The sequence below is a fragment of the Streptomyces sp. NBC_01232 genome, from assembly GCF_035989885.1.
In the GTDB taxonomy this organism is placed as follows: Bacteria; Actinomycetota; Actinomycetes; order Streptomycetales; family Streptomycetaceae; genus Streptomyces.
Genome location: NZ_CP108518.1, coordinates 7,137,784 through 7,158,239, shown reverse-complemented (window position 1 = coordinate 7,158,239; position 20,456 = coordinate 7,137,784). Strand labels below are relative to the sequence as shown.

Genomic DNA, 20,456 nt, shown 5'->3' with positions numbered 1-20,456 from the left:
ATCGCATGAGTAAAAAGGGCCACAAACGCCCACGGCTGTCGAACAAGCTCCTGGGCGTGATCTCCGCGCTCGTACTGGGCGGCGGCGGAGTCGCCGTCGTCGCCGGGAACGCGTCCGCCGGCCAGGACGGCAACCGTGCGACGGAGATGACATCCACGATCGACTGCCCCGACGTGGGAGAGAAACTCACCGCGGTCCCCGAACAGGCCAAGCCCGAGGTCGACGAGAACCTCGCCAAGCTGGACGACCAGGTGGCCGACGCCTACAAGCAGCTCGCCGCCGGCCAGGCGAAGGGCGATGCCGCCCTCCTCGGCGATCTGAAGCAACAGCGGGACAAGACCATCGCGGGCATGGCCGACGCGATAGGACGTGCCGGCGAACGCCCCAAGGAAATCCAGTCCCTGAGCGCCTGCACGATGAAGAAGGCGCCCGCGGCGGACGACGCCGCGGCAGCGGCCGCGAGCAAGGGCGAACAGGGCGTCGCCGCCCAGGCCGGCGGGCAGAAGGGCGGTCCGTCGAAGAGCGACTTCGTCAACATCACCAAGGTCAAGCCGAACGTCCGCAACCCCGCCCAGGCCGGCAACGCCTCGAAGGGATCATTCTCCTCGCAGTGCGGCCGCAACGAGAACGGCCACTTCAACCCCGACAACGTCATCGTCGCCCCCGGCGTCTCCAACGGCGCCCACCACATGCACGACTACGTGGGCAACAACTCCACCGACGCGTTCTCCACCAACGACAGCCTCGCCAAGTCCGGTACGACCTGCGGCAACGGGGACCAGTCCAGCTACTACTGGCCCGTGCTGCGCCTGCGCGACGGCAAGGTGGAGCGGGACGCCAAGGCGCCCGGCGGCGGCCAGGACGGCAATGTCGGCACCATCCTCCAGCCGAAGCAGGTGTCGATCACCTTCAAGGGCAGCCCCGTCAGCAAGGTCACCGCGATGCCCCGCTTCATGCGCATCATCACCGGTGACGCCAAGGCCTTCACCAACGGCAACGCCAACGCGAACGCCTCGTGGAGCTGCACCGGGTTCGAGAACCGCCAGCTGAAGGACAAGTACCCGGTCTGCCCGAAGGGCAGCGACGTGGTGCGCAGCTTCACCTTCCAGAGCTGCTGGGACGGCAAGAACATCGACAGTGCCAACCACCGCACGCACGTGGCCTTCCCGGACAAGAACGGCCGCTGCAAGAACGGCTTCAAGGCCATTCCGCAGCTGGTGATGCGCCTCACCTACGGGGTGGCTCCGGGCGCCCGGTTCGCCGTGGACAGCTTCCCCGAGCAACTCCACAAGCCGGTGACCGACCACGACGACTTCATCAACGTGATGTCGAACGGCCTGATGAACAAGGCCGTCGGCTGCATCAACGAAGGACGCACCTGCCGCTGATCCCCCACGGCGGCGGGGACACCCCCTCCACTCCCGGGCCGGACGCTCCCGTCCTCCACCACCGCGTCCGCCCGGGAAAGGTGTTGGTCCGAAGCCGACTTCGGGCCAACACCGCACGTGCGTGTACGCCGCCGAACGCCCCGGCGGCGTACACGTCGTTCTGTACGGCGACGACGTGGGCGTGATGGTACGGCAAGGACATACGCGTGACGAGGCCGGCGTGATGAGGTCCGTGGGACGCAGCAGACTTGATGAGATGTACGCGTGAGTGATGCCGCAAGCCTGGTGAGGTTCGTGGGACGCAGGAGACACGACGAAGCCGGCGCAATGGCGTGATGGTGTGACGGCCTCCGGCCGATGAACGAGCGGGACGGCCTCTGCACCGTGCGAAGCAGAGCAGCACAACCGCAACGCAGTCCGGCCCGGCCCCGAATCTCGGGGCCGGGCCGGACTGCGTTGCGCTGCGGGTCAGAGGCCGTTGACGCGCGCCATCCGGCCGACGACCAAGGGGGTGAAGTCGGCCTGGATGACACGGGCGGCCCTGCGGCCCACCCGCGAGTGCTGACGCCGCACCTGCGCCATCAGCCGGCGGCTGCGCAGGGCCATTTCGAGCTCGAAGCGGGTACGGGGGTCCCGCAGGCCGGTCCCGAAGAGCTTCTCCAGCTGGCGCATGCGGTACCGCACGGTCTGCGGATGAACGCTCAGCGCCTTCGCGGCCTCCGGGGCCCCGCCGCCCTCGAGCCAGGCGAGCAGCGTCACCTCCAGCCGCTCACTCTGCCGGGGGGTCAGATCGGCCAGCGGACGCAGCCATCGGGCGGCGAGTGCGTGGGCCAGCGGCTCGTCCTGGAGAAGCAACAGGGTGGAGAGGTGGTCGTCGACGAAGACGGCCCGTGCCTCCAGACCCGGGCGGGCGGGCGTCAGTGCCGACAGGCGCAGCGCCCAGCGCAATGAAGAGGCGGTGTCGCGGAGCGGGACCGCGTGACCGATGGCCGCGAACCGGCCGCGCAGCACGTGTTCCAGCGGGCCGCGGGTGTCCGGGTCGGGGCTGGGGACGAGCAGGCACGGACGGCCCGCGAACATGCCGACCAAGGAGTGGTCCAGTACGGCGGCGAGCTGCTGGGTCTCGCCGGGCGTGGCCGGCACGATCGCCCGCACGGCCGGCGGGAGGGGCCAGTCGGCCGCCTCCGCGAGCTCGCTGAGGGACATGTCGGACGCGGCCCTGTCATCGGTGAGGGTCTTGAAGAGTTCCTGCCGCGCCCGGTCGCTTCCGCGGGCGCCTTCGCGGCGGGACTCGTGCCGAACCTCGCGGAGGCCCTCGTGCCGAACCTCGCGGATACCGCCGTTGCGGGCTTCGCGGAGGCCCTCGTGCCGGCCCTCGTGCGTGACCTCGCACTCCTCCATGGCCGCGATCTCGTGCCCGATCTCGTGCTCGATCGCGCGCCCGGTCTTCTTCCGGAACTTGTTCTCGACCTTGACGTGGTTCTCGATCTCGTCCTCGCTCTCGGCCCGTTCATCGTGCTCGTCCGGTGCTTGTTCCCGGGGCTGTTCCTGGTAGCCGAGGACGGTGAGGAGTGCCTCTTCCACCCGCTGCCGGAACAACTCGTCATCAATGGCATCGTTGTCATCGATAAGTGCGGAAAATTCCGGAATTCCATGCAGAAGCTCCTCCACTATCTCGGCGGCCAGTGCGGGGAGTTCCCTGCGCAGGACGCGCGTCCACTCGCCGCGTGGGCGGGACCAGATGCGGTTCAGAAGTTCACACATCGTTTTCCTCGTTCGTGCCGGGGTGAGGCTTGTCCGGGGAAGAGCGACAAGCCCGCCGAGGTTGCGTCCCATGCCAACTTCCTTGTCTGACACGAGAGTTGCGGCCCTCGTACTCCCTCCTGGAGAGGTCCGACCACTTACGGTCCCGTTCTTTTGCTTTGTTTTTACCGTCGGGGACGCGTAGGTGGCTGGCGGCGCGGTGGCCTGTCGCAACCTCCGCTGGAGGGGAATCTTCCGGTGTTGTTCGATGCACAGGAGACGCGGTGCGAGAAATTATCACGTTTCGATAAATCCTGTGGAGCTGCTGTGCAGCTCCACGATGCTGCTGCACTCCGGCCCCAAGTTCCCTCGGCCGGCGCGGAGTTTCACAGCGCTGCCGGGCACAGACGACAACAACCCCCGGGTGCCGAGCGCCAGGTGGAGTGCTCGGAGCCCAGGCGCACAGGAGAACTGGATGCCCCTGCCCCAGCCTCACATGCCCAGCTCACACAGAGCCCGCCGCAGAAGCCGTCACGCGGCAGCGGCTCCGACGGCCGGAAGGAGGGCCCTGCGACGGCCCTCCCTCCTGCCCAAGGCCGGAAGGCTGAGCCCCGGCGTGCTCTGCGCCGTGGGCGCGGCCATCGTGGCCATCACCGTGGCTGCCCGCGCGGGCGCCCTCACCCAGCTTTGGGACTTTCTCGACTTCGGGGCGGGCGTCATATCGCTCGTCTCTCTCACCGCCACCGTCCTTTGGGGACTGGCCGCGACCGACCGGGTGATCCTGGGTTCGGGCCACCGGCTGCTCGCCCAGGGGGCGCACCGCGGCCTCGCCGTGTCGGGCCTCGGCTTCCTGGCCCTGCACATCTGGGTCAAGGTCGCGGAACAACGGACGACGGCGGCTTCCGCGATGGTGCCGTTCACGGACGACGCCCGGCCCGTTCTGGTCGGGCTCGGCTCCCTCGCGGGCTACCTCTTCCTTGCGGTGGCCATCTCGGGTGCGACCCGCAGTGTGTTCGCCGCCAAGCGGCGCTCGCTGTTGTGGCGTGCCCTGCACTTCGGCGCCTATCCGGCGTGGGGCGCCTCACTGGTACACGGACTGAAGTCGGGCCGCGCCGCCGACACCTGGGTGACCGTGGCGTACGGACTGTGCCTCCTCGGTATCGCGGGGGTGCTCGTGCTGCGCGTCAGGATGCGGATAAGTGACGCGGCCTCACGGCCGCCCGTTCCCCAGCCCGTGCCGCAGACGCCCTTCAAGGCCACCGTTCCCCGGCCGCGGCGGGGTTCGCGGCCGGCCGCGGCGGTCACAGCGGGGTCCGCGGGACCCCTCCTGCCGCCCCTGCCCGAACAGCCGCCGCGTACCGCCGTGTACGCACCGAGCCGGGCCGGCAGTACTGCGGACGCCGAGACGCTCATCAGCCGAGAGCAGTGGATGTGAGCAACGACACGCGCCCCAGCCTCGGCTGCGTGGGCGCCCCCCGGCTCCTCGCCGGACTCGACCAGGCCGCGCGGCTCGACCGCGTGGCCCATCTGACGACACACGGCTCGCTGCCGCGCTACCGGCCGGACGAACTCGTCGACCTCGCGGACAACATCGACTTGCGCGGCCGCGGCGGAGCCGGCTTCCCCTTCGCGAAGAAGGTGCGTGCCGTCATGCGATCGGCACGCGCCGGGACCGGGCAGACCGCGGTCGTCGTCAACGGCAGTGAGGGCGAGCCCAGCTGCCTCAAGGACACGGCGCTGCTCCTGCACGCTCCCCACCTGGTCCTCGACGGGGCCCTGTTGGCCGCCGCCGCGCTGAACTCCGAGGACGTCGTGGTGGGCGTCACCCGGGGGGACGTGGAGCAGTCGCTGCGGGAGGCCGTGGCGGAACGCGGCCCGGCCGGGCGTCGGGTGCAGATCACGCGGCTGCCCGAGCGCTTCGTCACCGGAGAGGGAACGGCGCACGTGAACGGCCTGAACGGCGGCCCGACGCTGCCTTCGGGACAGAAGGTGCGCACCAGTGACCGGGGTCTGAACGGCCTTCCCACCCTGTTCTCCAACACCGAGACCTTTGCCCAGCTCGCCGTCGCCGCCCGGCTCGGCGCGCTGGACTACCGTACGACCGGCCTGCCCAGCGAGCCGGGCACCGTGCTGCTCACCGTCGCCGGCTCCACGGTCGTCGAGACGCCGAGCGGGGCCGCGCTCTCCTACATCCTGGAACTGTGCGGCACCGATCCGGGCCAGGGCGTCCTGGTCGGCGGCTATCACGGCAAGTGGCTCGACCCCGCGTCCGCGCGCGCCGCCGAGGTGTCACGCGAGTCGCTCGACCGGCTCGGCGCGCGGCTTGGGGCGGGGGCGGTGCTGCCCCTGCCGATGGACACCTGCCCGGCCGGCGAAGTGGCACGGGTGACCCGCTGGATGGCGAAGGAGTCGGCCGGCCAGTGCGGCCCCTGCGTACGGGGGCTGCCCGCCATAGCCGACGTACTGGACGACGCCATCCGGGGCGGGGGCAGACCCGCCCTCGAAATGCTGGAGCTGCGGATGAAGGCGGTGCTGAAGCGCGGCGCGTGCAGCCATCCCGACGGCACCTCGGCCTTCGTCGCCTCGGCACTCAGGACCTTCCCGGACGAGTTCCGGGACCACGCGCTCGGCAGCGGCTGCGGCAGGCGGGTGCTGGGCGCCCTTCCGCTGCCCGAGGACGAGGTGAGTCCGGAACGGCTGGTGGTCGACTGGACGCTCTGCAAGGGGCACGGGCTGTGCGTGGACGTCCTGCCCGACGTGGTGCGGCTCGACCTGGACGGCTTCCCCGCCCAGGCGTCCATGCCCGTACCGGCGCAGCTGCGGCAGAAGGCGCAGCGCGCCGTGCGGCGCTGCCCGGCCCTCGCACTGCGCATCCAGGACTGAACCAATACCCCGGGTTCAATCTTGGCGCGATCTGACAAATTCGCATGGATATCCGCTTCCGCCGCTGCGGGCCCCGTATCAATTACCGGGGGCAAGGAAACGCGGAACCGAACCTGAAGGAGAGATCGTGAAGAGAATGCGTCGTGAGATATTCGCCGGGTCGGCGGTCGCGGTACTGATGATGACGGCCGCATGCGGAAGCTCGGACAATTACGGGGGAAAGGGAAACACGGTCCAGCCGGTGGGGGACAGCAAACAGGTCGGATCCCCCTACGGCGACGTATACGGCGGCGGCGCCGGAAGCGGTTCGGGCGCGGTCCCCGTGGGCCAGGCCGGCAAGACCGGCCCGGCCGGACAGCTGAAGGTGAGCGAGGTCCAGGGCCTGGGCGCCGGAGTCACCGACAGCGAGGGCTTCACGCTCTACCGCTTCGACAAGGACACCCCCAAGCCCCCCAAGTCCAACTGCGAGGGGGACTGCGCCGCGGCGTGGCCCGCGGTCGCCGCGGAGGGCGCCTCGGTCAGCGCGGGGATCGACGAGGCACTCCTCGGCTCCGTCGACCGGGCGGACGGCACCAAGCAGCTCACCATCGCGGGGTGGCCCGTTTACCGCTACGCCAAGGACGCCAAGGCGGGCGACGCGCTCGGCGAGGGCGTCGGCGGAACCTGGCACGTGCTGGGGCCCGGCGGCAAGCCGGCCGGTGCGGCCAAGGGCGCGGACGCCGGGGCGGAGAAGGAGGAGAAGGAGGAGGAGCAGACGGACGCCGCGGCGAAGGGCGGCGAACTGAACGCCGTACAGAACGCGGAACTCGGAACCCTCGTCGAGGACGCGGACGGCAAGACGCTCTACCGGTTCGACAAGGACAGCGCCTGGCCGATGAAGATCGGCTGTGTGGACGCCTGCACCGACACCTGGAAGCCCGCCAAGCCGGTCGACAAGGACAAGGTAAACGGAATCGCCCCCGAATTGATCGGAAAGGTCAAGCGGCCCGACGGTACCGAGCAATTGACCATCGACTGCTGGCCGGTTTATTCGTTCACCGGGGACAAGGAACCCGGTGACACCACCGGACACAACAACAAGGGCCTCTGGTTCGCCATCACCGACAAGGGAAAGAAGGCGAAGGTCGTCGGCTAGGTCCCCCCTGCGGCGCACCGGTCCTCCCCCCGAAACGCGTGGTGCCCGGGTACCTCCCCACCCGGGCGCCACGGCCCCTCCCCCATCAGCCAGAGAGGTCGCCATGCCGTCCACCGACCGCCGCACGGGCCGCGCCCGGCGGATCCGCCCGTCGCTTCCGGCCGTCGCCGCGGTGTGCATCGCCGCGCTGCTGTGCGTCGGCTGCACCGCGAAGGCGAAGGCGGAGACGCACCACACCTCGGCGGGGGCGGACAAGTCCGCGCCGAAGACGCCCGGAAAGTCCCTCGAGGAGATCGCCACGGCCATCGGCTGCACGGCCGAAGTGAACGTGGAGGCCGAGGAACTGCGCCAGGGCGGCTGTGAGGCCGGGCAGGTCGTCTACCGCATGGTCACCTTCGCCGCGGAGCAGGGACTGCATTCCTGGCTGACCGAGGCCCGGATGTACGGCGGCACTTACCTGGTCGGGGACCGATGGGTCGTCACCGCGCCGACCGCGGAGGCCCTGACGGCACTGCGCGGACGGCTCGGCGGCACCCTGGAATCCGGTGAAGAGCACGGTGGGAGCCACTGAGGCTCCCGGACCACCCGCACACGTCGGCCCCCGGTGCACCACCGGGGGCCGACTGCGGCGTGTCGGCCACCTGTCCTGTTGTCGGCTCGTTCGTGAGGAGCACAGAGCACGACCCTTCGGGATGATTCGGCCGGGCTTCAGGTGCAACAAGGTGGACGCGTAAGCGACTTCACCGAAAGGAACGGCTCAGTGCGCCTGAAACGCTTCGCACCGCTGCTCGCCGCCGCCGGACTCATCGCGACCACCGTGCCCCTGCTCTCCGCGACGCAGGCCTCCGCCGCCCCGGCCGCGGACCACCTGCGGCAGAAACCCGCCTGGCACCGCTGCAGCCCCGAGCAGCCGGCCTCGTACGAGTGCGCGACGCTCAAGGTCCCGCTCGACTACCGGCGTCCCGACGGGCGCACCATCGACCTCGCCATATCCCGGATCAAGAGCGAGAACCCGGGCAAGCGGCACGGCGCGATGCTGCTCAACCCCGGCGGCCCGGGCGGTTCCGGTCTCGACCTGCCGCTGCTCATGAACGATGCGATGCCCAAGGACGTACGGGAGAAGTACGACCTCATCGGCTTCGACCCGCGCGGGGTGGGCGCCAGCAGCCCGATCAGCTGCGGACTGAGCGACACCGAGCAGAACTTCGACCGCGCCTACCGTCCGGAGACCTTCGGTTCCGACGTGACGTGGGCGCGCACCGTCGCCGACAAGTGCCGTGAGAAGGCCGGTTCGGTTCTGCCGCACATCACCACGCGCAACACGGCCCGGGACATGGACACGATCCGTGCGGTCCTGGGCGAGCGCAAGCTCTCGTACATCGGCTACTCGTACGGGACCTACCTCGGCGCGGTGTACTCGCAGATGTTCCCGGACCGCACGGACCGCTTCGTGCTCGACAGCGGTGTGGACCCGCAGCGAATCTGGCGCGGCATGATCCAGGTCTGGGCCACCGAGGCCGAGCCGGCCTTCGCGCGGTGGACGCAGTGGGCGGCGGAGCGCTCGGCGGAGTACGGGCTGGGCGACAGCCCGAAGGCCGTGTCGGAAACGTTCTGGGGTCTGGTGGCACGCGCCGACAAGGAGCCCATCGAGCTCGACGGCATGAAGGTCGACGGGGACATGATCCGCTCCGCGCGCGGAGCGTTCTTCTACCCGACGCAGGCCACCCCCATGGTCGTGGCCCTCAAGGCGGCGGCCGAGGGCAAGCCGTTGCCCGCGGGCGCGGACCTGCCGGAGCTCAAGCGGCTGCTGACCGGCAGTGCGGCGGCCGAGCCCGCCTCGGACAACGGCACCGCCGTGTTCTGGGCGGTGGTCTGCGGGGACACCGGCAGCTGGCCGCGGTACTCCGAGCAGTACGAGCGGGACGCGGTGAAGGACAAGGCCAAGTACCCGCTGTACGGGGACTTCGCGTCCAACATCAAGCCGTGCGCCTTCTGGGACCGGCCGGTCGAGGCGGCCACGCCGATGCACAAGAAGGCCGATGTGCTGACGGTGCAGAACGAGTGGGACTCCCAGACCCCGCTCGTCAGCGGCCAGGGCCTGCACCGCGCCCTCAAGGGTTCGCGGATGGTGCTGGCGGCGGGCGGTGAGGGCCACGGCGTGTACCTCGTCGACCCCACCTCCTGCGCCAACGCTCCGGTCAACGCGTATCTGTCCACGGGCCGTCTGCCCGCCCAGGACGTGACCTGCCAGAACCCGCCGGCCGCCGCCGAGCGGCGCGGATCGACGGCGCCGTCGAAGCCGCTGCCGTTCCCGTCCGTCCCCGGCAGGTTCTGACGCCGGTCGGACCGAGAGGCCCTGTAAGGGCTCCGTAAGGGCCCGGGAGAGCCCCTGGAGGGCCTCTGCACGGCCTCCGGGGGCCGCGAGGGGAATCAGGGGGACCCCGGTCGGTCTAGCCCGGGAGGGACGCCTCCGCGGCCGCCTTGATGCGGCGGCCGAAGTCGGGGGCGTCCTTGCGGGCCGCACCGAGCGCGAGGCCGACGAGCAGCTTGCCGATGCCGTGGCCGGTGAGGGTGTTGTGGATCCGGACGCGCGTGCGGCCACCGGGCAGGCCCTCGAGGTCGTAGCCGCCCTCCGCCGTGACGAGGTTGCGGGTCTGCTCCGTCCAGCGGATCAGGTGCGGCGGGTCGTAGCCGACGATGCGGAACTCACGGCCGGTCTTCATGCCGGCGTCCTTGACCGTGCTGCGGAAGACCGTGCCGAGGGCCGTGGGGCCGTCCGGGCTCTTGGTGATCTCCTGTACGCGCGGACTGAACTCGGGGTCGTGCCGCCCGTCGGCGAGATAGGCGAAGACCGCCTCCACGGGCCTGTCGATCTCCACACTCGCCTCGAACTGTCCGGACATGTCCGCTCCTCGGTGCGACTACCTGTGATCAACGATCCCAGAGGGGCACCCTAGGCGCGCGCCGACGGCCCGGCGGCCGGTTCCTGCTCCGCGCCGGTGGCCGTGTCGGCACCGGCGCCGTGGCGGTTGCCGCGCAGCGGGGTCAGCAGCCCGCCGCCGAGGATCAGCAGGCACAGCGCCCCGCCCGCCAGGCTGACCGCCGGAACCCCGTGGCGGGCGGCCAGCAGGGTGAGCACCGCCGCGCCCACCGGGCCCGAGGCGTTGTGCACGGTCCAGAACGCGGACGTGACCCGGCCGAGCAGATGGTCCGGGGTCACCTCCTGACGCAGGGTCATGGTGCAGATCCCGCCCAGGGTGATCCCGAACATGAAGACGGCGGCCAGTGCGGCGATCACCGGCACGCTGCGGCTGACGCCCGTCACCGTCACCCCGACGGCGATCATCGCGATCGAGGCGAGCCAGCACGTGCCGAAGCCGAGGACCCGGCGCAGCCGGCCCGCGCTCAGGGCGGCGGCGACGGACCCGGCCCCGCTGACGGCGATCACGTAGCCGAGGGTGGCCGCGTCCCGGCCGAGGTCGTGCTGGACGCGGTAGATCAGCAGGTCGGTGGCGCCCATGGTGACGAAGGTCAGCAGGGTGAGCTGGACGGTCAGCGGGCGCAGCAGGGGGTGGCCCCACAGGAAGCGGAAGCCGACCACGAACATCTCCCGGAGCACCCCGGCCCCGGACTCGTTCCCGGCCTTGCTCCCGGCCTTGTCCGCCGCCTCCCCGGCGGGGCGGGCGGTGAATCTCACCCATCCCAGGCTGGCGGCGGAGACCAGGAAGGTCGCCCCGTCCAGGGCCAGCGCCCAGTCCGCGCCCACGCCCGCCGTGAGGAAGCCGGCCACCACCGGCCCGAGCAGGGTCCCGAGGGCGAAGGTGCCCATCAGCCGTCCGTTGGCGGCCGTGAGGTCCTGCGTACGCACCAGGTTGGGGATGGCCGTCACGTACGAGACGTCGAACAGCGTCTTCAGTACGGCGGCCAGCGCGGTCAGCACGTACAGGAGCCAGATCTGTGGCCCCGCGGCCCACCAGACGAGCGGGACCGAGCCGAGGAGCACGGCCCGCGCCAGATCGCAGACGATCATGAGCCTGCGGCGGTCCACCCGGTCGACCACGTACCCGGCGAACACCCCCGTGCCGATGGCGGTGGCACCGGACACGACCGTGACCAGGCCCATCTGGACGATGGACCCGGTGGCGTCGAGGACGAGCAGCGGAAGCGCGAGCAACGACACGGACCCGCCGAGGACGGACAGCGCCTGGCCGAGCCAGAAGACGTTGAAGTCCTTGTTCCGCCGCAGCGGCGGCAGTGGATCACAAGCTGTGGATTCCGCCGAGATGGTCCCGCTCCCCCGTGCCCGTCGGCCGCCCACGTGGTCGGCCGTCGGCGGGAGCGTAGGCGAGCCGGTCCGGCGCCCGCCAACGCGTTTTCGGCTACCGGGTCTCCGCCGAGACGGGTTCGAGGAAGAAGAGGCACTGTTTCACGTTGAATTCGCCCACCTCGGCGACGAAGCGGAACCTGTCGCCCGCGCGGACGGTGGCGGGGGCGTCCCGGCCCGCCGGCTTCAGGTCCGCGGTGGTGACGTCCTCGTACTTGAAGGCCGGTCCGATCACCGTCCTCGGACCCTCGTCGCCGGGGCCCAGGAGCATGTCGTAGCGGGTGGCGTCGGCACGGTGGGGTGCCACGTGCACGACCGAGCCGTCGAAGGCGACCGTCCTGCCCCTGTACTTGGCCGCGAAGTCCCGGTTCACGTCGTCGCACGAGTCCGGCGTCTGCAGCAGCGCCGCGAATTCCGGGTTGTTCTGGGACGTGATCACCTCGGCGGCCGCCGACGCGGCCGCGGTGGGAGCCGACGGCGCGGACGGCTTTCCGCTCGCGGTGGCCGCCGCCGGCTTGTCGGCCCCGTCCTTCTTCCCGCCTCCGTCTTCGAGCGCCACGCCCACGGCGATGCCGCCGGCAAGGAGCACGAGGAGGCCGGCCGCGGCTCCGATCACGAGCCGCGGCACCGGCTTCTTCGGCCGCCGGAAGTCGAGCGTGGAGCGCAGCATGCCCTGGGTCTGTCCGACGAGCTCCCAGCCGTCCCCCTGCATCCTCGAGATCACCCGACCGTTGGTGCCGCGAACGGTTTGCACGGTCTTGTACTCGTAGGTGATCTCGTCGGCCATGCGGCTCCGCGCCCCCTGAATGAACTTTCCATACCAGCTGATCCGCGAGCATAGGGGACTGCGCGAGGAGCAGGACGACCGGTCGTCAGCCGAGCAGGGCGTAGACCGTGGAGGCCGTGGCCGCCGGGTCCTCGGCGCCCTCGGGGGTCAGGGTGATGTCGGCGAAGGCCATCCGCTTGCCGAGCTTGGTCACCCGGACATGGATCAGTACATCGGCTCCGACCACCGGCCGCTGGAAGCTCGTGGACTGCTGGACGGTGGTCATCGGCCCGTAGCCGCCGCGCGCGGCGGAGATCGCGATGACGGTGGCCGTGTCCGCGGCCGCCATCATGGCCTGGCCCGAGAGGCCGCCTCCGTCACGGGCCAGCTCCTCGGACCAGGGCAGCCGCAGTACGGCGTGCCGCTCCCCGGTCTCCTGGACGGTCAGTCCGAGGGCGAGCACCCAGGGGGCGAAGTTCTGGACAAGGATCTTGTCTGCGTCTGCGGGTGAGATCGTCACCGGGCGATTGTGACGGTCCGGGCGGACCGCCACAATCCCCTTTCGGTCACAGGCCGGCGGCGAGTTCCGTGCCCTGCTTGATGGCCCGCTTGGCGTCGAGCTCGGCCGCCACGTCGGCGCCGCCGATCAGGTGGGCCGCGACGCCCGCCGCGCGCAGGGCCTCGTAGAGGTCGCGGCGCGGCTCCTGGCCCGTGCACAGGACCACGGTGTCGGCGGGCACGAGGTGCTGCTCGCCGCCGACCGTGATGTGCAGGCCCTTGTCGTCGATGCGGTCGTACGTGGCTCCCGCGACGGAGACGACACCGCGGTGCTTGAGTTCCGCGCGGTGGATCCAGCCGGTGGTGGTTCCGAGGTCCTTGCCGACCTTGGTGGTCTTGCGCTGGAGGAGGTGCACCCGGCGCGGCGGGGCGGGGCGCTCGGGGGCGGTGAGTCCGCCGGGCCCGGCGTAGCCGGTGTCCACGCCCCAGTGGCGGAAGTAGACGTCGGGGTCCTGGGAGGCGCCCTCGCCGCTGTCCGTGAGGAACTCGGCGACGTCGAAGCCGATGCCGCCGGCGCCGACGACGGCGACGCGCTCGCCGACGGGGGCGCCGTCACGCAGCACGTCGAGGTAGTTGACGACGTTGGCGTGGTCCACGCCCTCGATGTCGGGGGTGCGGGGGGTGACGCCGGTGGCGACGACGACCTCGTCGTAGCCCCGGAGGGTCTCCACGTCGGCGAGGGTGTTGAGGCGGACCTCGACGCCGGACTCCACGAGCTGGGTGCCGAAGTACCGGATGGTCTCCTCGAACTCCTCCTTGCCGGGGATGCGGCGGGCGACGTCGAGCTGGCCGCCGATGTGGCCGGAGGCCTCGAAGAGGGTGACGGCGTGGCCGCGTCCGGCGGCCGAGACGGAGCAGGCGAGACCGGCCGGGCCGGCGCCGACGACGGCGACGCGCTTCTTCGTCCGCGTCGGGGACAGGACGAGCTCGGTCTCGTGGCAGGCGCGCGGGTTGACCAGGCAGCTGGTGATCTTGCCGCTGAAGGTGTGGTCCAGGCAGGCCTGGTTGCAGCCGATGCAGGTGTTGATGGTCTCCGGGCGGCCGGCCGCGGCCTTGGCCACGAAGTCGGCGTCGGCCAGGAAGGGGCGGGCCAGGGAGACGAGGTCGGCGCGGCCGTCGGCGAGCAGTTCCTCGGCGATCTCGGGCGTGTTGATGCGGTTGCTGGTGACGAGGGGGACGCTCACCGCGCCCATCAGCCGCTTCGTGACCCAGGTGTACGCGCCGCGCGGGACGGAGGTGGCGATGGTGGGGATGCGGGCCTCGTGCCAGCCGATGCCGGTGTTGATGATGGTGGCGCCGGCCGCCTCGATCTCCTTGGCGAGGTGGACGACCTCGTCGAGGGTGGAGCCGCCGGGGATCAGGTCGAGCATGGAGAGGCGGTAGACGATGATGAAGTCCTCGCCGACGGCCGCGCGGGTGCGCCGGACGATCTCCAGCGGGAAGCGGACGCGGTTCTCGTACGCGCCGCCCCAGCGGTCGGTGCGCTTGTTCGTCGCGGCGGCTATGAACTCGTTGACCAGGTAGCCCTCGGAGCCCATGATCTCGACGCCGTCGTAGCCGGCGAGCTTGGCGAGGCGGGCGGCGCGGACGAAGTCCTCGACGGTGCGCTCGACCTCGGTGTCGCTGAGCTCGTTGGGGACGAAGGGGCTGATGGGGGCCTGGATGGCGCTGGGCGCGACCAGGTCCTTGTGGTAGGCGTAGCGGCCGAAGTGGAGGATCTGCATCGCGATCTTCCCGCCCTCGGCGTGCACGGCCTCGGTGATCACCCGGTGCTCGGCGGCCTCGTCCTCGGTGGTGAGGCGGGAGCCTCCCTCGAAGGGGCGGCCGGCGTCGTTCGGGGAGATGCCGCCGGTGACGATCAGGCCGGCGCCGCCGCGGGCGCGTTCGGCGTAGAAGGCGGCGAGGCGCTCGAAGCCGCCCTGGTGCTCTTCGAGGCCGGTGTGCATCGAGCCCATGATCACGCGGTTCGGCAGGGTGGTGAAGCCGAGGTCCAGGGGGCTCAGCAGGTGCGGGTACCGGCTCTGGGAACTCATGTGGGGCGCCTCCTCGCGCGGGGGTGATGAACCTGTTCTAGCGAGGAGAAGACGGTTTTGCAACTAAGTGCATAACCGGATCCGGCGACCGGGAGCCGCCCGCCCCCGGGAATCCCGGGCCCGGGGCCCGGGCTCCCGGCAACCCTGTGGCGGAGTTCACGCCGCCCCGCGTACCGTCGGCGGGATGACCGGGCACCCCACGACACACCGCACGACCGACGCCGAGCGCGCCCTGCGCTGGCTCGCCGAGGACGGCGTCACCCGGACCGGTCAGGGCACCTGGTACGACGCGGAACCGCCCGCCGGAATCCTCACCTCGGAGGACCTGTGCAACGGGCTCGGCTCGATGGCCTTCACCGACGTGGGACTGGACCTCGCGGACCGGCTGCGGGTGGCCCTCGGACTCATGGACCTGCTCGGCTGGCACCCCCTGGTGACCGCCCAGGTCCACACGGCCCACCTCGGCCCGCAGGGCCCGCTCCCGGCGGACCTGCTGTGGGACGGCTACCGCCGGCGGCTGGAGGCCGGGCCGGCGTGCGAGGCGATCACCTGCTCGCTCTGGTTCGACTGGTTCGAATACGCCCCGACCGCCGAGGAGGCCTTCGCCGAGGTCCTCGGCAACGACCGCGAACGGCTACAGCCCGGAGCCCCGGAGCCGCTGCTCCGCCGGGCCCGCCGGGTCCTGGAGCACTCGGGCCCGGTGCCCTGGGCCGCGAAGGCCCCTGCCCTCCGCGCCGCCGCCCGCGTGCCCGCCCTGCACCACGCGGTCTTCCGCGCCGTCCTGCGCAGCCACCACGACACCTACGGGAGCATCGACCCCGCCCCGGGCCTGGCCCTCCTCGACGGCCTGGAACTCCCGTCGGACACCGAGCGGCTGGCGGCACTGCGAAGCGAACTGGCCTGAGGCGCGTCTAGGCCGTCTCTTTCGGATCTTGTCGGGCCCGCGAGCCCGGCGCGATCGGCCTGGACACCCCTGGGCAGCGTCTTTGCGTTCATCGGATCGTTGACCCATGCGGAAGATCACGAACAGGCGGCGGCGTCGAGCTCAATCGCCCGATCGACTGCCGAGATCCGCAGACAGCGCCGCGTAGATGTACTCGCTGCCCCAGCGGTCCCCGTCGAGGTCGTTCTCGACCAGGTGCGCCTCCCGGCGCATCCCGAGTCGCTCACAGACCCGCACGGACCCGGTGTTCTCCACATCCAGCCGCGCGTAGAGCCGGTGCACGCCCAGCGTGTCGAAGGCGAACCCGGCCAGCGCCGCGGCCGCCTCGGTCGCGTAGCCGTGCCCCTGGTGACCCGGGCCGAGAGTCCAGCCGATCTCGGCCTGGGCGGCGCGGGCATCGGCCAGGGCGAGGCTCACCTCGCCAAGGACGCCGGGCTCATCTCGTCGGCAGACGGCGAGCGACAGCTTGTCCCCGTCGGTACGCCAGGCCGTCTGCGCCGCGCGCTCGGCGGCAGCCTGCTCGCTGCGCTCACGCGTGTGCGCCGGCCGGTACAAGTAGCGCGCCACGCTCGGCAGGCTCTGGTAGGCGTGAAGGTCGTCGGCGTCGCCGGGCGTGAACAGACGCAGCGACAACCGGGCCGTGGTCAACGGCAGCAGCGAAGCGACATCCATGCGGACCCCCGGGACGCGAATGTGGATCAAGTTGCGGACCCGATTTTCGCATCACGACTGCCCGCCAGCCACGCCTTTTGAAGAGCAGCGCTCGGCAGCCGCACTTCACCACGAGGCGCGGCATTCCAGCAGTTGACCGACCGACGCTCCTGGTTGGTTCGGTACTTCAACACGGGGCAGTCTGCCCCCGTCAGATCGTGACCGGGCCGTTGGCGGTGGCGAACTCGACCGAGACCAGGCCCGGTTCCTCATCCTCGACCCAGGTGACGTCGATCTGGTCGAGGGGGTGGTCGGCCGGTTCGCCGAGGAATTCGGCGATGGACGCGGCGTCGCCGGCGATGGAGACCCCGTGGATGGTGGTGGGGGTGCGCGGGTCGGCGCTCGGGCGCTCCGCGTCGGGGACCAGCCACTGGAGGAAGTAGGGAAGTTGCGGTTCCTCCAGCAGTTCCAGCAGGCCGATCTGCTTCCACCTCAGGTCGAACCCGTCCGGGCGGACACGGTGGCCCTCGGCCGAGGTGCGGCCGAGGCGGGCCTCGACCGGGGCGATGTCGTCGACGGAGACCACCCATCCGAGCCAGCCGCCGCCCTCGGCGGCGCGGCGCGCGACCGCCTGGCCGAAGGGTGCGCGGTCGGCGGCGGGGTGGTCGAGTGTGGTGACGACCTCGACGTAGGTGCCGCCGCTCAGCGGGAGGATGAAATTGCGGGTGCCGAATCGTGGGTGCACGCCTCCGTCGACGAACCCGGCACCGAGGGCCGATCCGATCCACTGAACGGTCGAGACGAAGCTGTCGCGGGCCACCGCATAGGACACGTGATCTAGTCGCACTGCGACATCATCACCCGACAACCCGCACAAATCCCGACGCCACGCCCGCCGCCCCGGCCGCGTCCGCGTCCGCGGGACACCACCGAGGGGCCCCGGCCCCGAGGGCCGGGGCGGGACCCCTCGGTGTTCAGGCGCGGCGCAGGCGGACCGTGACGATCTGGAACGGGCGCAGGACGAGCGGGACCCGGCCCTCCGGGGTGGGGACACCCACCGCCGATCCCGCCAGGGGCCGCTCGAGCAGGTCGCTCTCCACGGCCGCCGCCACGGGGAAGTCCGCCGTGAGGGTGGCCCGGGCGCGGCCGCCGCGGGACTCGTAGAGGCGGACGATCACGTCGCCGCTGCGGTCCTCGGCCAGCTTGACCGCCTCGACCACCACCGCGTCCTCGTCGACGGCGACCAGCGGGGCGACCGGGCCGGCGCCCGTGACCACGCGCTCGGGCAGGTTCAGCGCGTGGCCCTCGCGTACGGCGTCGCCGATCCCGGCGCCCGGTGCGAGCGAGTACCGCAGGGTGTGGGAGCCCTGGTCGGTCTCCGGGTCGGGGTAGCGCGGGGCGCGCAGGAGGGAGAGCCTGACCGTGGTGGTCTGCCCGCCGTCGGCCCGGACGTCACGGGTCACGTCGTGCCCGTACGTGGAGTCGTTGAGCAGCGCCACCCCCCAGCCGGGCTCCTCCGCGTGGATCCATCGGTGGGCGCAGATCTCGAACTTGGCCGCCTCCCAGGAGGTGTTGGTGTGGGTGGCCCGGTACACGTGCCCGAACTGCGTCTCCGAAGCCGTCCGTTCGGCCTTCACGTCGAGCGGGAAGGCGGCCTTGAGGAACCTCTCCGTCTCGTGCCAGTCCACCTCCGTAACGATGTCGACGGTCCTGGCCCCGGCCCGCAGGGTGATCTGCTGGACCGCGGTCGACTGCCCGAAGGAGCGGGTCACGCGTACGGTCGCCGCCCGCGGCCCGTGCCCGGTGACCTCCAGCCGGTCGAGCTCCACGAGGTCGGTGACCCGGTTGCGGTAGAACGCGTCGACGTCCCAGGCGTCCCACATGTTGGGGAAGTCGGGATGGATCTGGAGCAGGTTCGCCGCGGCCCCCGGGGCGATCGATTCGCGGCGCGCCTGGAGGTCGTAGACCGAGACGATCAGTCCGCGGGCGTCGATCTCCACCAGCAGCCGGCCGTTGGCCAGGATGTGGCCGCCGCCGTGCCGCTCCTCCACGGTGACCGGCTCCCGGGCCGCGGCCGGTCGGCCCGCCCCGCCGGCCGGGACGCCGCGGCGGGTGTGCGGAGCGCAGTTGAAGACCAGTTCCTCGGTGCCCTGACCGGCGAGTGCCTGCTGGGCGGCCAGGGTGATCCCCTGGAGCTCCTCGCGCACCAGCGCGTACGTCTCGCGCGCCTCGCGGTGCACCCAGGCGATGGACGAGCCCGGCAGGATGTCGTGGAACTGGTGGAGCAGCACCGTCTTCCAGATCCGCTCCAGGTCCTCGTACGGGTACGCGTACCCGGCGACCCGCACCGCGGCCGTCGCCGCCCACAGCTCGGCCTCGCGCAGCAGTGATTCGCTGCGCCGGTTGCCCTGCTTGGTCCTGGCCTGGGAGGTGTAGGTGCCGCGGTGCAGCTCCAGGTAGAGCTCACCGGCCCACACGGGCGCGTCCTCGTATTCGGCGTGGGCCCTCTCGAAGAAGGCGTCGGGGCGCTCGATCCGGACCTTCGGGGAGCCTTCCAGGTCCCGCTGGCGGCGGGCGCGGGCGAGGTGTTCGCGAGTGGGGCCGCCACCGCCGTCACCCCAGCCGAAGGGGGCCAGCGAGTGCGAACCGCGTCCCTTCTCACGGTAGTTGCGGGCGGCGTGGGCCAGTTGGGCGCCGCCGAGGTCGGAGTTGTAGGTGTCGACGGGCGGGAAGTGGGTGAAGACGCGGGTGCCGTCGATGCCCTCCCACCAGAAGGTGTGGTGCGGGAATTTGTTGACCTGGGACCAGGAGATCTTCTGGGTCAGGAACCACTTGGAGCCGGAGAGCTTGACGAGCTGCGGCATCGCGGCGGTGTAGCCGAAGGAGTCGGGGAGCCAGACGTTCTGCGTCTCGATGCCGAACTCGTCGAGGAAGAACTTCTTGCCGTAGAGGAACTGGCGGGCCATGGCCTCGCCGCCGACCATGTTGGTGTCGGACTCCACCCACATGCCGCCGACCGGCACGAACTGTCCGTCCGCGATCTTCTTCTTGACCCGCTCGAAGAGCTCGGGCCGGTACGTCTTGATCCAGTCGAGCTGCTGTGCCTGTGACATCGCGAAGACGAACTCGGGGTGCTCGTCCATCAGGCTGACCATGTTGGATGCGGTGCGCGCGACCTTGCGGACCGTCTCGCGCAGCGGCCACAGCCACGCGGAGTCGATGTGGGCGTGGCCGACCGCGCTGATGTGGTGCGCGGAGGCGTTGGCCGGGGCGGCGAGCACCTGGGCGAGACACGTGCGGGCGCCGGGCGCCGTGCCGGGCACGTCGGCGAGGTCGAGCGCGTCCAGGGCCGCGCCGACGGCCCGCAGGATCCCGTACCGGCGGGCGTCCGCGGTGTCGAGCTGGGTCATCAGGTCGTAGAGCACCTCCAGGTCCTGGACCAGCTCCCAGACCTCCGTCTCGAAGACGGTGAGCTCCATCCGGGCGAGCCGGTACAGGGGCTGGTCGCCGGCGGTCTGCAGGTCCCCCTCGTAGGTGACCGCGTGGTCGACCAGGACCGGGTTGGAGGCGGCCTCGACGTACCACTCGATCCGCTCACAGCCCTCGGCGCGGTCGGCCACGCGCACCCAGTCGTTGTACGGGTTGAGCGCCTTGACCTCGCCGCCGTCGGCCCGGTGGACCAGGCCCTCGCACTGGAAGCCGGGCATCATGCGGTCGAAGCCGAGGTCGAGTACGGCTTCCACCGTACGGCCGGCCCAGTCCGCGGGGACCGTGCCGGTGACCTTGAACCAGGTGGTGCCCCAGGCCGGGCCCCACGGGTCGCCGACCGCGCAGGGCCCGTAGCGCGCCGCGAGGCCCTCGCTGACGGGGACAGGCTCGCCGGGGGCGTCCCAGCGCTCGACGGTCAGCGGGATTCTGCGGGAGTGGACTGCGGGCCTGACGCGGTCCTTGAGGACGCGGCGGAGCCGGTGCTCGGTGATGCTGCGGTCGTCGTGCATGACGGCTGCTCCAGGGGAGGGTGGTCGGTACGGA

16 protein-coding genes are annotated in these 20,456 nt (G+C 71.1%); 7 read left to right on the top strand and 9 right to left on the bottom strand.

Features of this window, described 5'->3' with window-relative positions; all coding sequences use genetic code 11:
- The first annotated feature begins 5 nt into the window (after nt 1–5).
- A complete protein-coding gene (locus OG444_RS33015) occupies nt 6–1,388 on the top strand; it encodes a DUF1996 domain-containing protein (RefSeq protein ID WP_327265544.1) in 1,383 nt (460 codons plus the stop codon).
- A 468-nt stretch (nt 1,389–1,856) separates the two neighbouring features.
- Here OG444_RS33015 and OG444_RS33010 read toward each other — a convergent pair whose 3' ends face one another.
- Nucleotides 1,857–3,152, bottom strand: a complete 1,296-nt coding sequence (locus tag OG444_RS33010; protein ID WP_327265543.1) for a PucR family transcriptional regulator — start codon at nt 3,150–3,152, stop codon at nt 1,857–1,859.
- Between the two features lie 595 nt (nt 3,153–3,747).
- Here OG444_RS33010 and OG444_RS33005 point away from each other — a divergent pair.
- From OG444_RS33005 to OG444_RS32985, 5 genes are all read left to right on the top strand, one after another.
- Nucleotides 3,748–4,566: a hypothetical protein gene (locus tag OG444_RS33005; RefSeq protein ID WP_327265542.1), complete on the top strand. Its 819-nt coding sequence runs from the start codon at nt 3,748–3,750 to the stop codon at nt 4,564–4,566.
- Nucleotides 4,563–6,014 carry an NADH-ubiquinone oxidoreductase-F iron-sulfur binding region domain-containing protein gene (locus tag OG444_RS33000; protein WP_327265541.1) on the top strand — a complete coding sequence of 484 codons (1,452 nt, stop codon included), beginning with the start codon at nt 4,563–4,565 and terminating at the stop codon, nt 6,012–6,014. The genes OG444_RS33005 and OG444_RS33000 overlap by 4 nt, the downstream gene beginning before the upstream one ends.
- 136 nt (nt 6,015–6,150) lie before the next feature.
- A complete protein-coding gene (locus tag OG444_RS32995) occupies nt 6,151–7,149 on the top strand; it encodes an SCO0930 family lipoprotein (protein ID WP_327266997.1) in 999 nt (332 codons plus the stop codon).
- Between the two features lie 103 nt (nt 7,150–7,252).
- Nucleotides 7,253–7,720 (top strand): hypothetical protein, encoded by a 468-nt coding sequence (locus OG444_RS32990; protein WP_327265540.1) that lies wholly within the window; start codon nt 7,253–7,255, stop codon nt 7,718–7,720.
- A 189-nt stretch (nt 7,721–7,909) separates the two neighbouring features.
- The gene (locus OG444_RS32985; RefSeq protein ID WP_327265539.1) at nt 7,910–9,484 is read left to right on the top strand and encodes an alpha/beta hydrolase; all 1,575 of its coding nucleotides are present in this window, start codon (nt 7,910–7,912) and stop codon (nt 9,482–9,484) included.
- Nucleotides 9,485–9,599: 115 nt separating this feature from the next.
- Here the strand turns inward: OG444_RS32985 and OG444_RS32980 are convergent, their stop codons facing one another.
- The 5 genes from OG444_RS32980 to OG444_RS32960 all read right to left on the bottom strand — a co-directional run bounded on the left by OG444_RS32980 (nt 9,600) and on the right by OG444_RS32960 (nt 14,830).
- Nucleotides 9,600–10,052 (bottom strand): SRPBCC family protein, encoded by a 453-nt coding sequence (locus tag OG444_RS32980; RefSeq protein ID WP_327265538.1) that lies wholly within the window; start codon nt 10,050–10,052, stop codon nt 9,600–9,602.
- Nucleotides 10,053–10,102: 50 nt separating this feature from the next.
- Nucleotides 10,103–11,467, bottom strand: coding sequence for an MFS transporter (locus tag OG444_RS32975; RefSeq protein WP_327265537.1), 1,365 nt, complete (start codon nt 11,465–11,467; stop codon nt 10,103–10,105).
- Between the two features lie 61 nt (nt 11,468–11,528).
- Nucleotides 11,529–12,260 (bottom strand): DUF4839 domain-containing protein, encoded by a 732-nt coding sequence (locus OG444_RS32970; protein WP_327265536.1) that lies wholly within the window; start codon nt 12,258–12,260, stop codon nt 11,529–11,531.
- Between the two features lie 85 nt (nt 12,261–12,345).
- The gene (locus OG444_RS32965) at nt 12,346–12,759 is read right to left on the bottom strand and encodes a PaaI family thioesterase (RefSeq protein ID WP_327265535.1); all 414 of its coding nucleotides are present in this window, start codon (nt 12,757–12,759) and stop codon (nt 12,346–12,348) included.
- 46 nt (nt 12,760–12,805) lie between these two features.
- Nucleotides 12,806–14,830 (bottom strand): NADPH-dependent 2,4-dienoyl-CoA reductase, encoded by a 2,025-nt coding sequence (locus OG444_RS32960; RefSeq protein WP_327265534.1) that lies wholly within the window; start codon nt 14,828–14,830, stop codon nt 12,806–12,808.
- 184 nt (nt 14,831–15,014) lie between these two features.
- On the opposite strand from OG444_RS32960, the gene OG444_RS32955 reads away from it, so the two are divergent.
- The gene (locus tag OG444_RS32955; RefSeq protein WP_327265533.1) at nt 15,015–15,734 is read left to right on the top strand and encodes a hypothetical protein; all 720 of its coding nucleotides are present in this window, start codon (nt 15,015–15,017) and stop codon (nt 15,732–15,734) included.
- A gap of 141 nt (nt 15,735–15,875) precedes the next feature.
- Here the strand turns inward: OG444_RS32955 and OG444_RS32950 are convergent, their stop codons facing one another.
- From OG444_RS32950 to OG444_RS32940, 3 genes are all read right to left on the bottom strand, one after another.
- Nucleotides 15,876–16,445 (bottom strand): GNAT family N-acetyltransferase, encoded by a 570-nt coding sequence (locus OG444_RS32950; protein WP_327265532.1) that lies wholly within the window; start codon nt 16,443–16,445, stop codon nt 15,876–15,878.
- Between the two features lie 190 nt (nt 16,446–16,635).
- The gene (locus OG444_RS32945; RefSeq protein WP_327265531.1) at nt 16,636–17,271 is read right to left on the bottom strand and encodes a VOC family protein; all 636 of its coding nucleotides are present in this window, start codon (nt 17,269–17,271) and stop codon (nt 16,636–16,638) included.
- Between the two features lie 127 nt (nt 17,272–17,398).
- Nucleotides 17,399–20,422 (bottom strand): alpha-mannosidase, encoded by a 3,024-nt coding sequence (locus OG444_RS32940; protein ID WP_327265530.1) that lies wholly within the window; start codon nt 20,420–20,422, stop codon nt 17,399–17,401.
- Between the last annotated feature and the right edge of the window lie 34 nt (nt 20,423–20,456).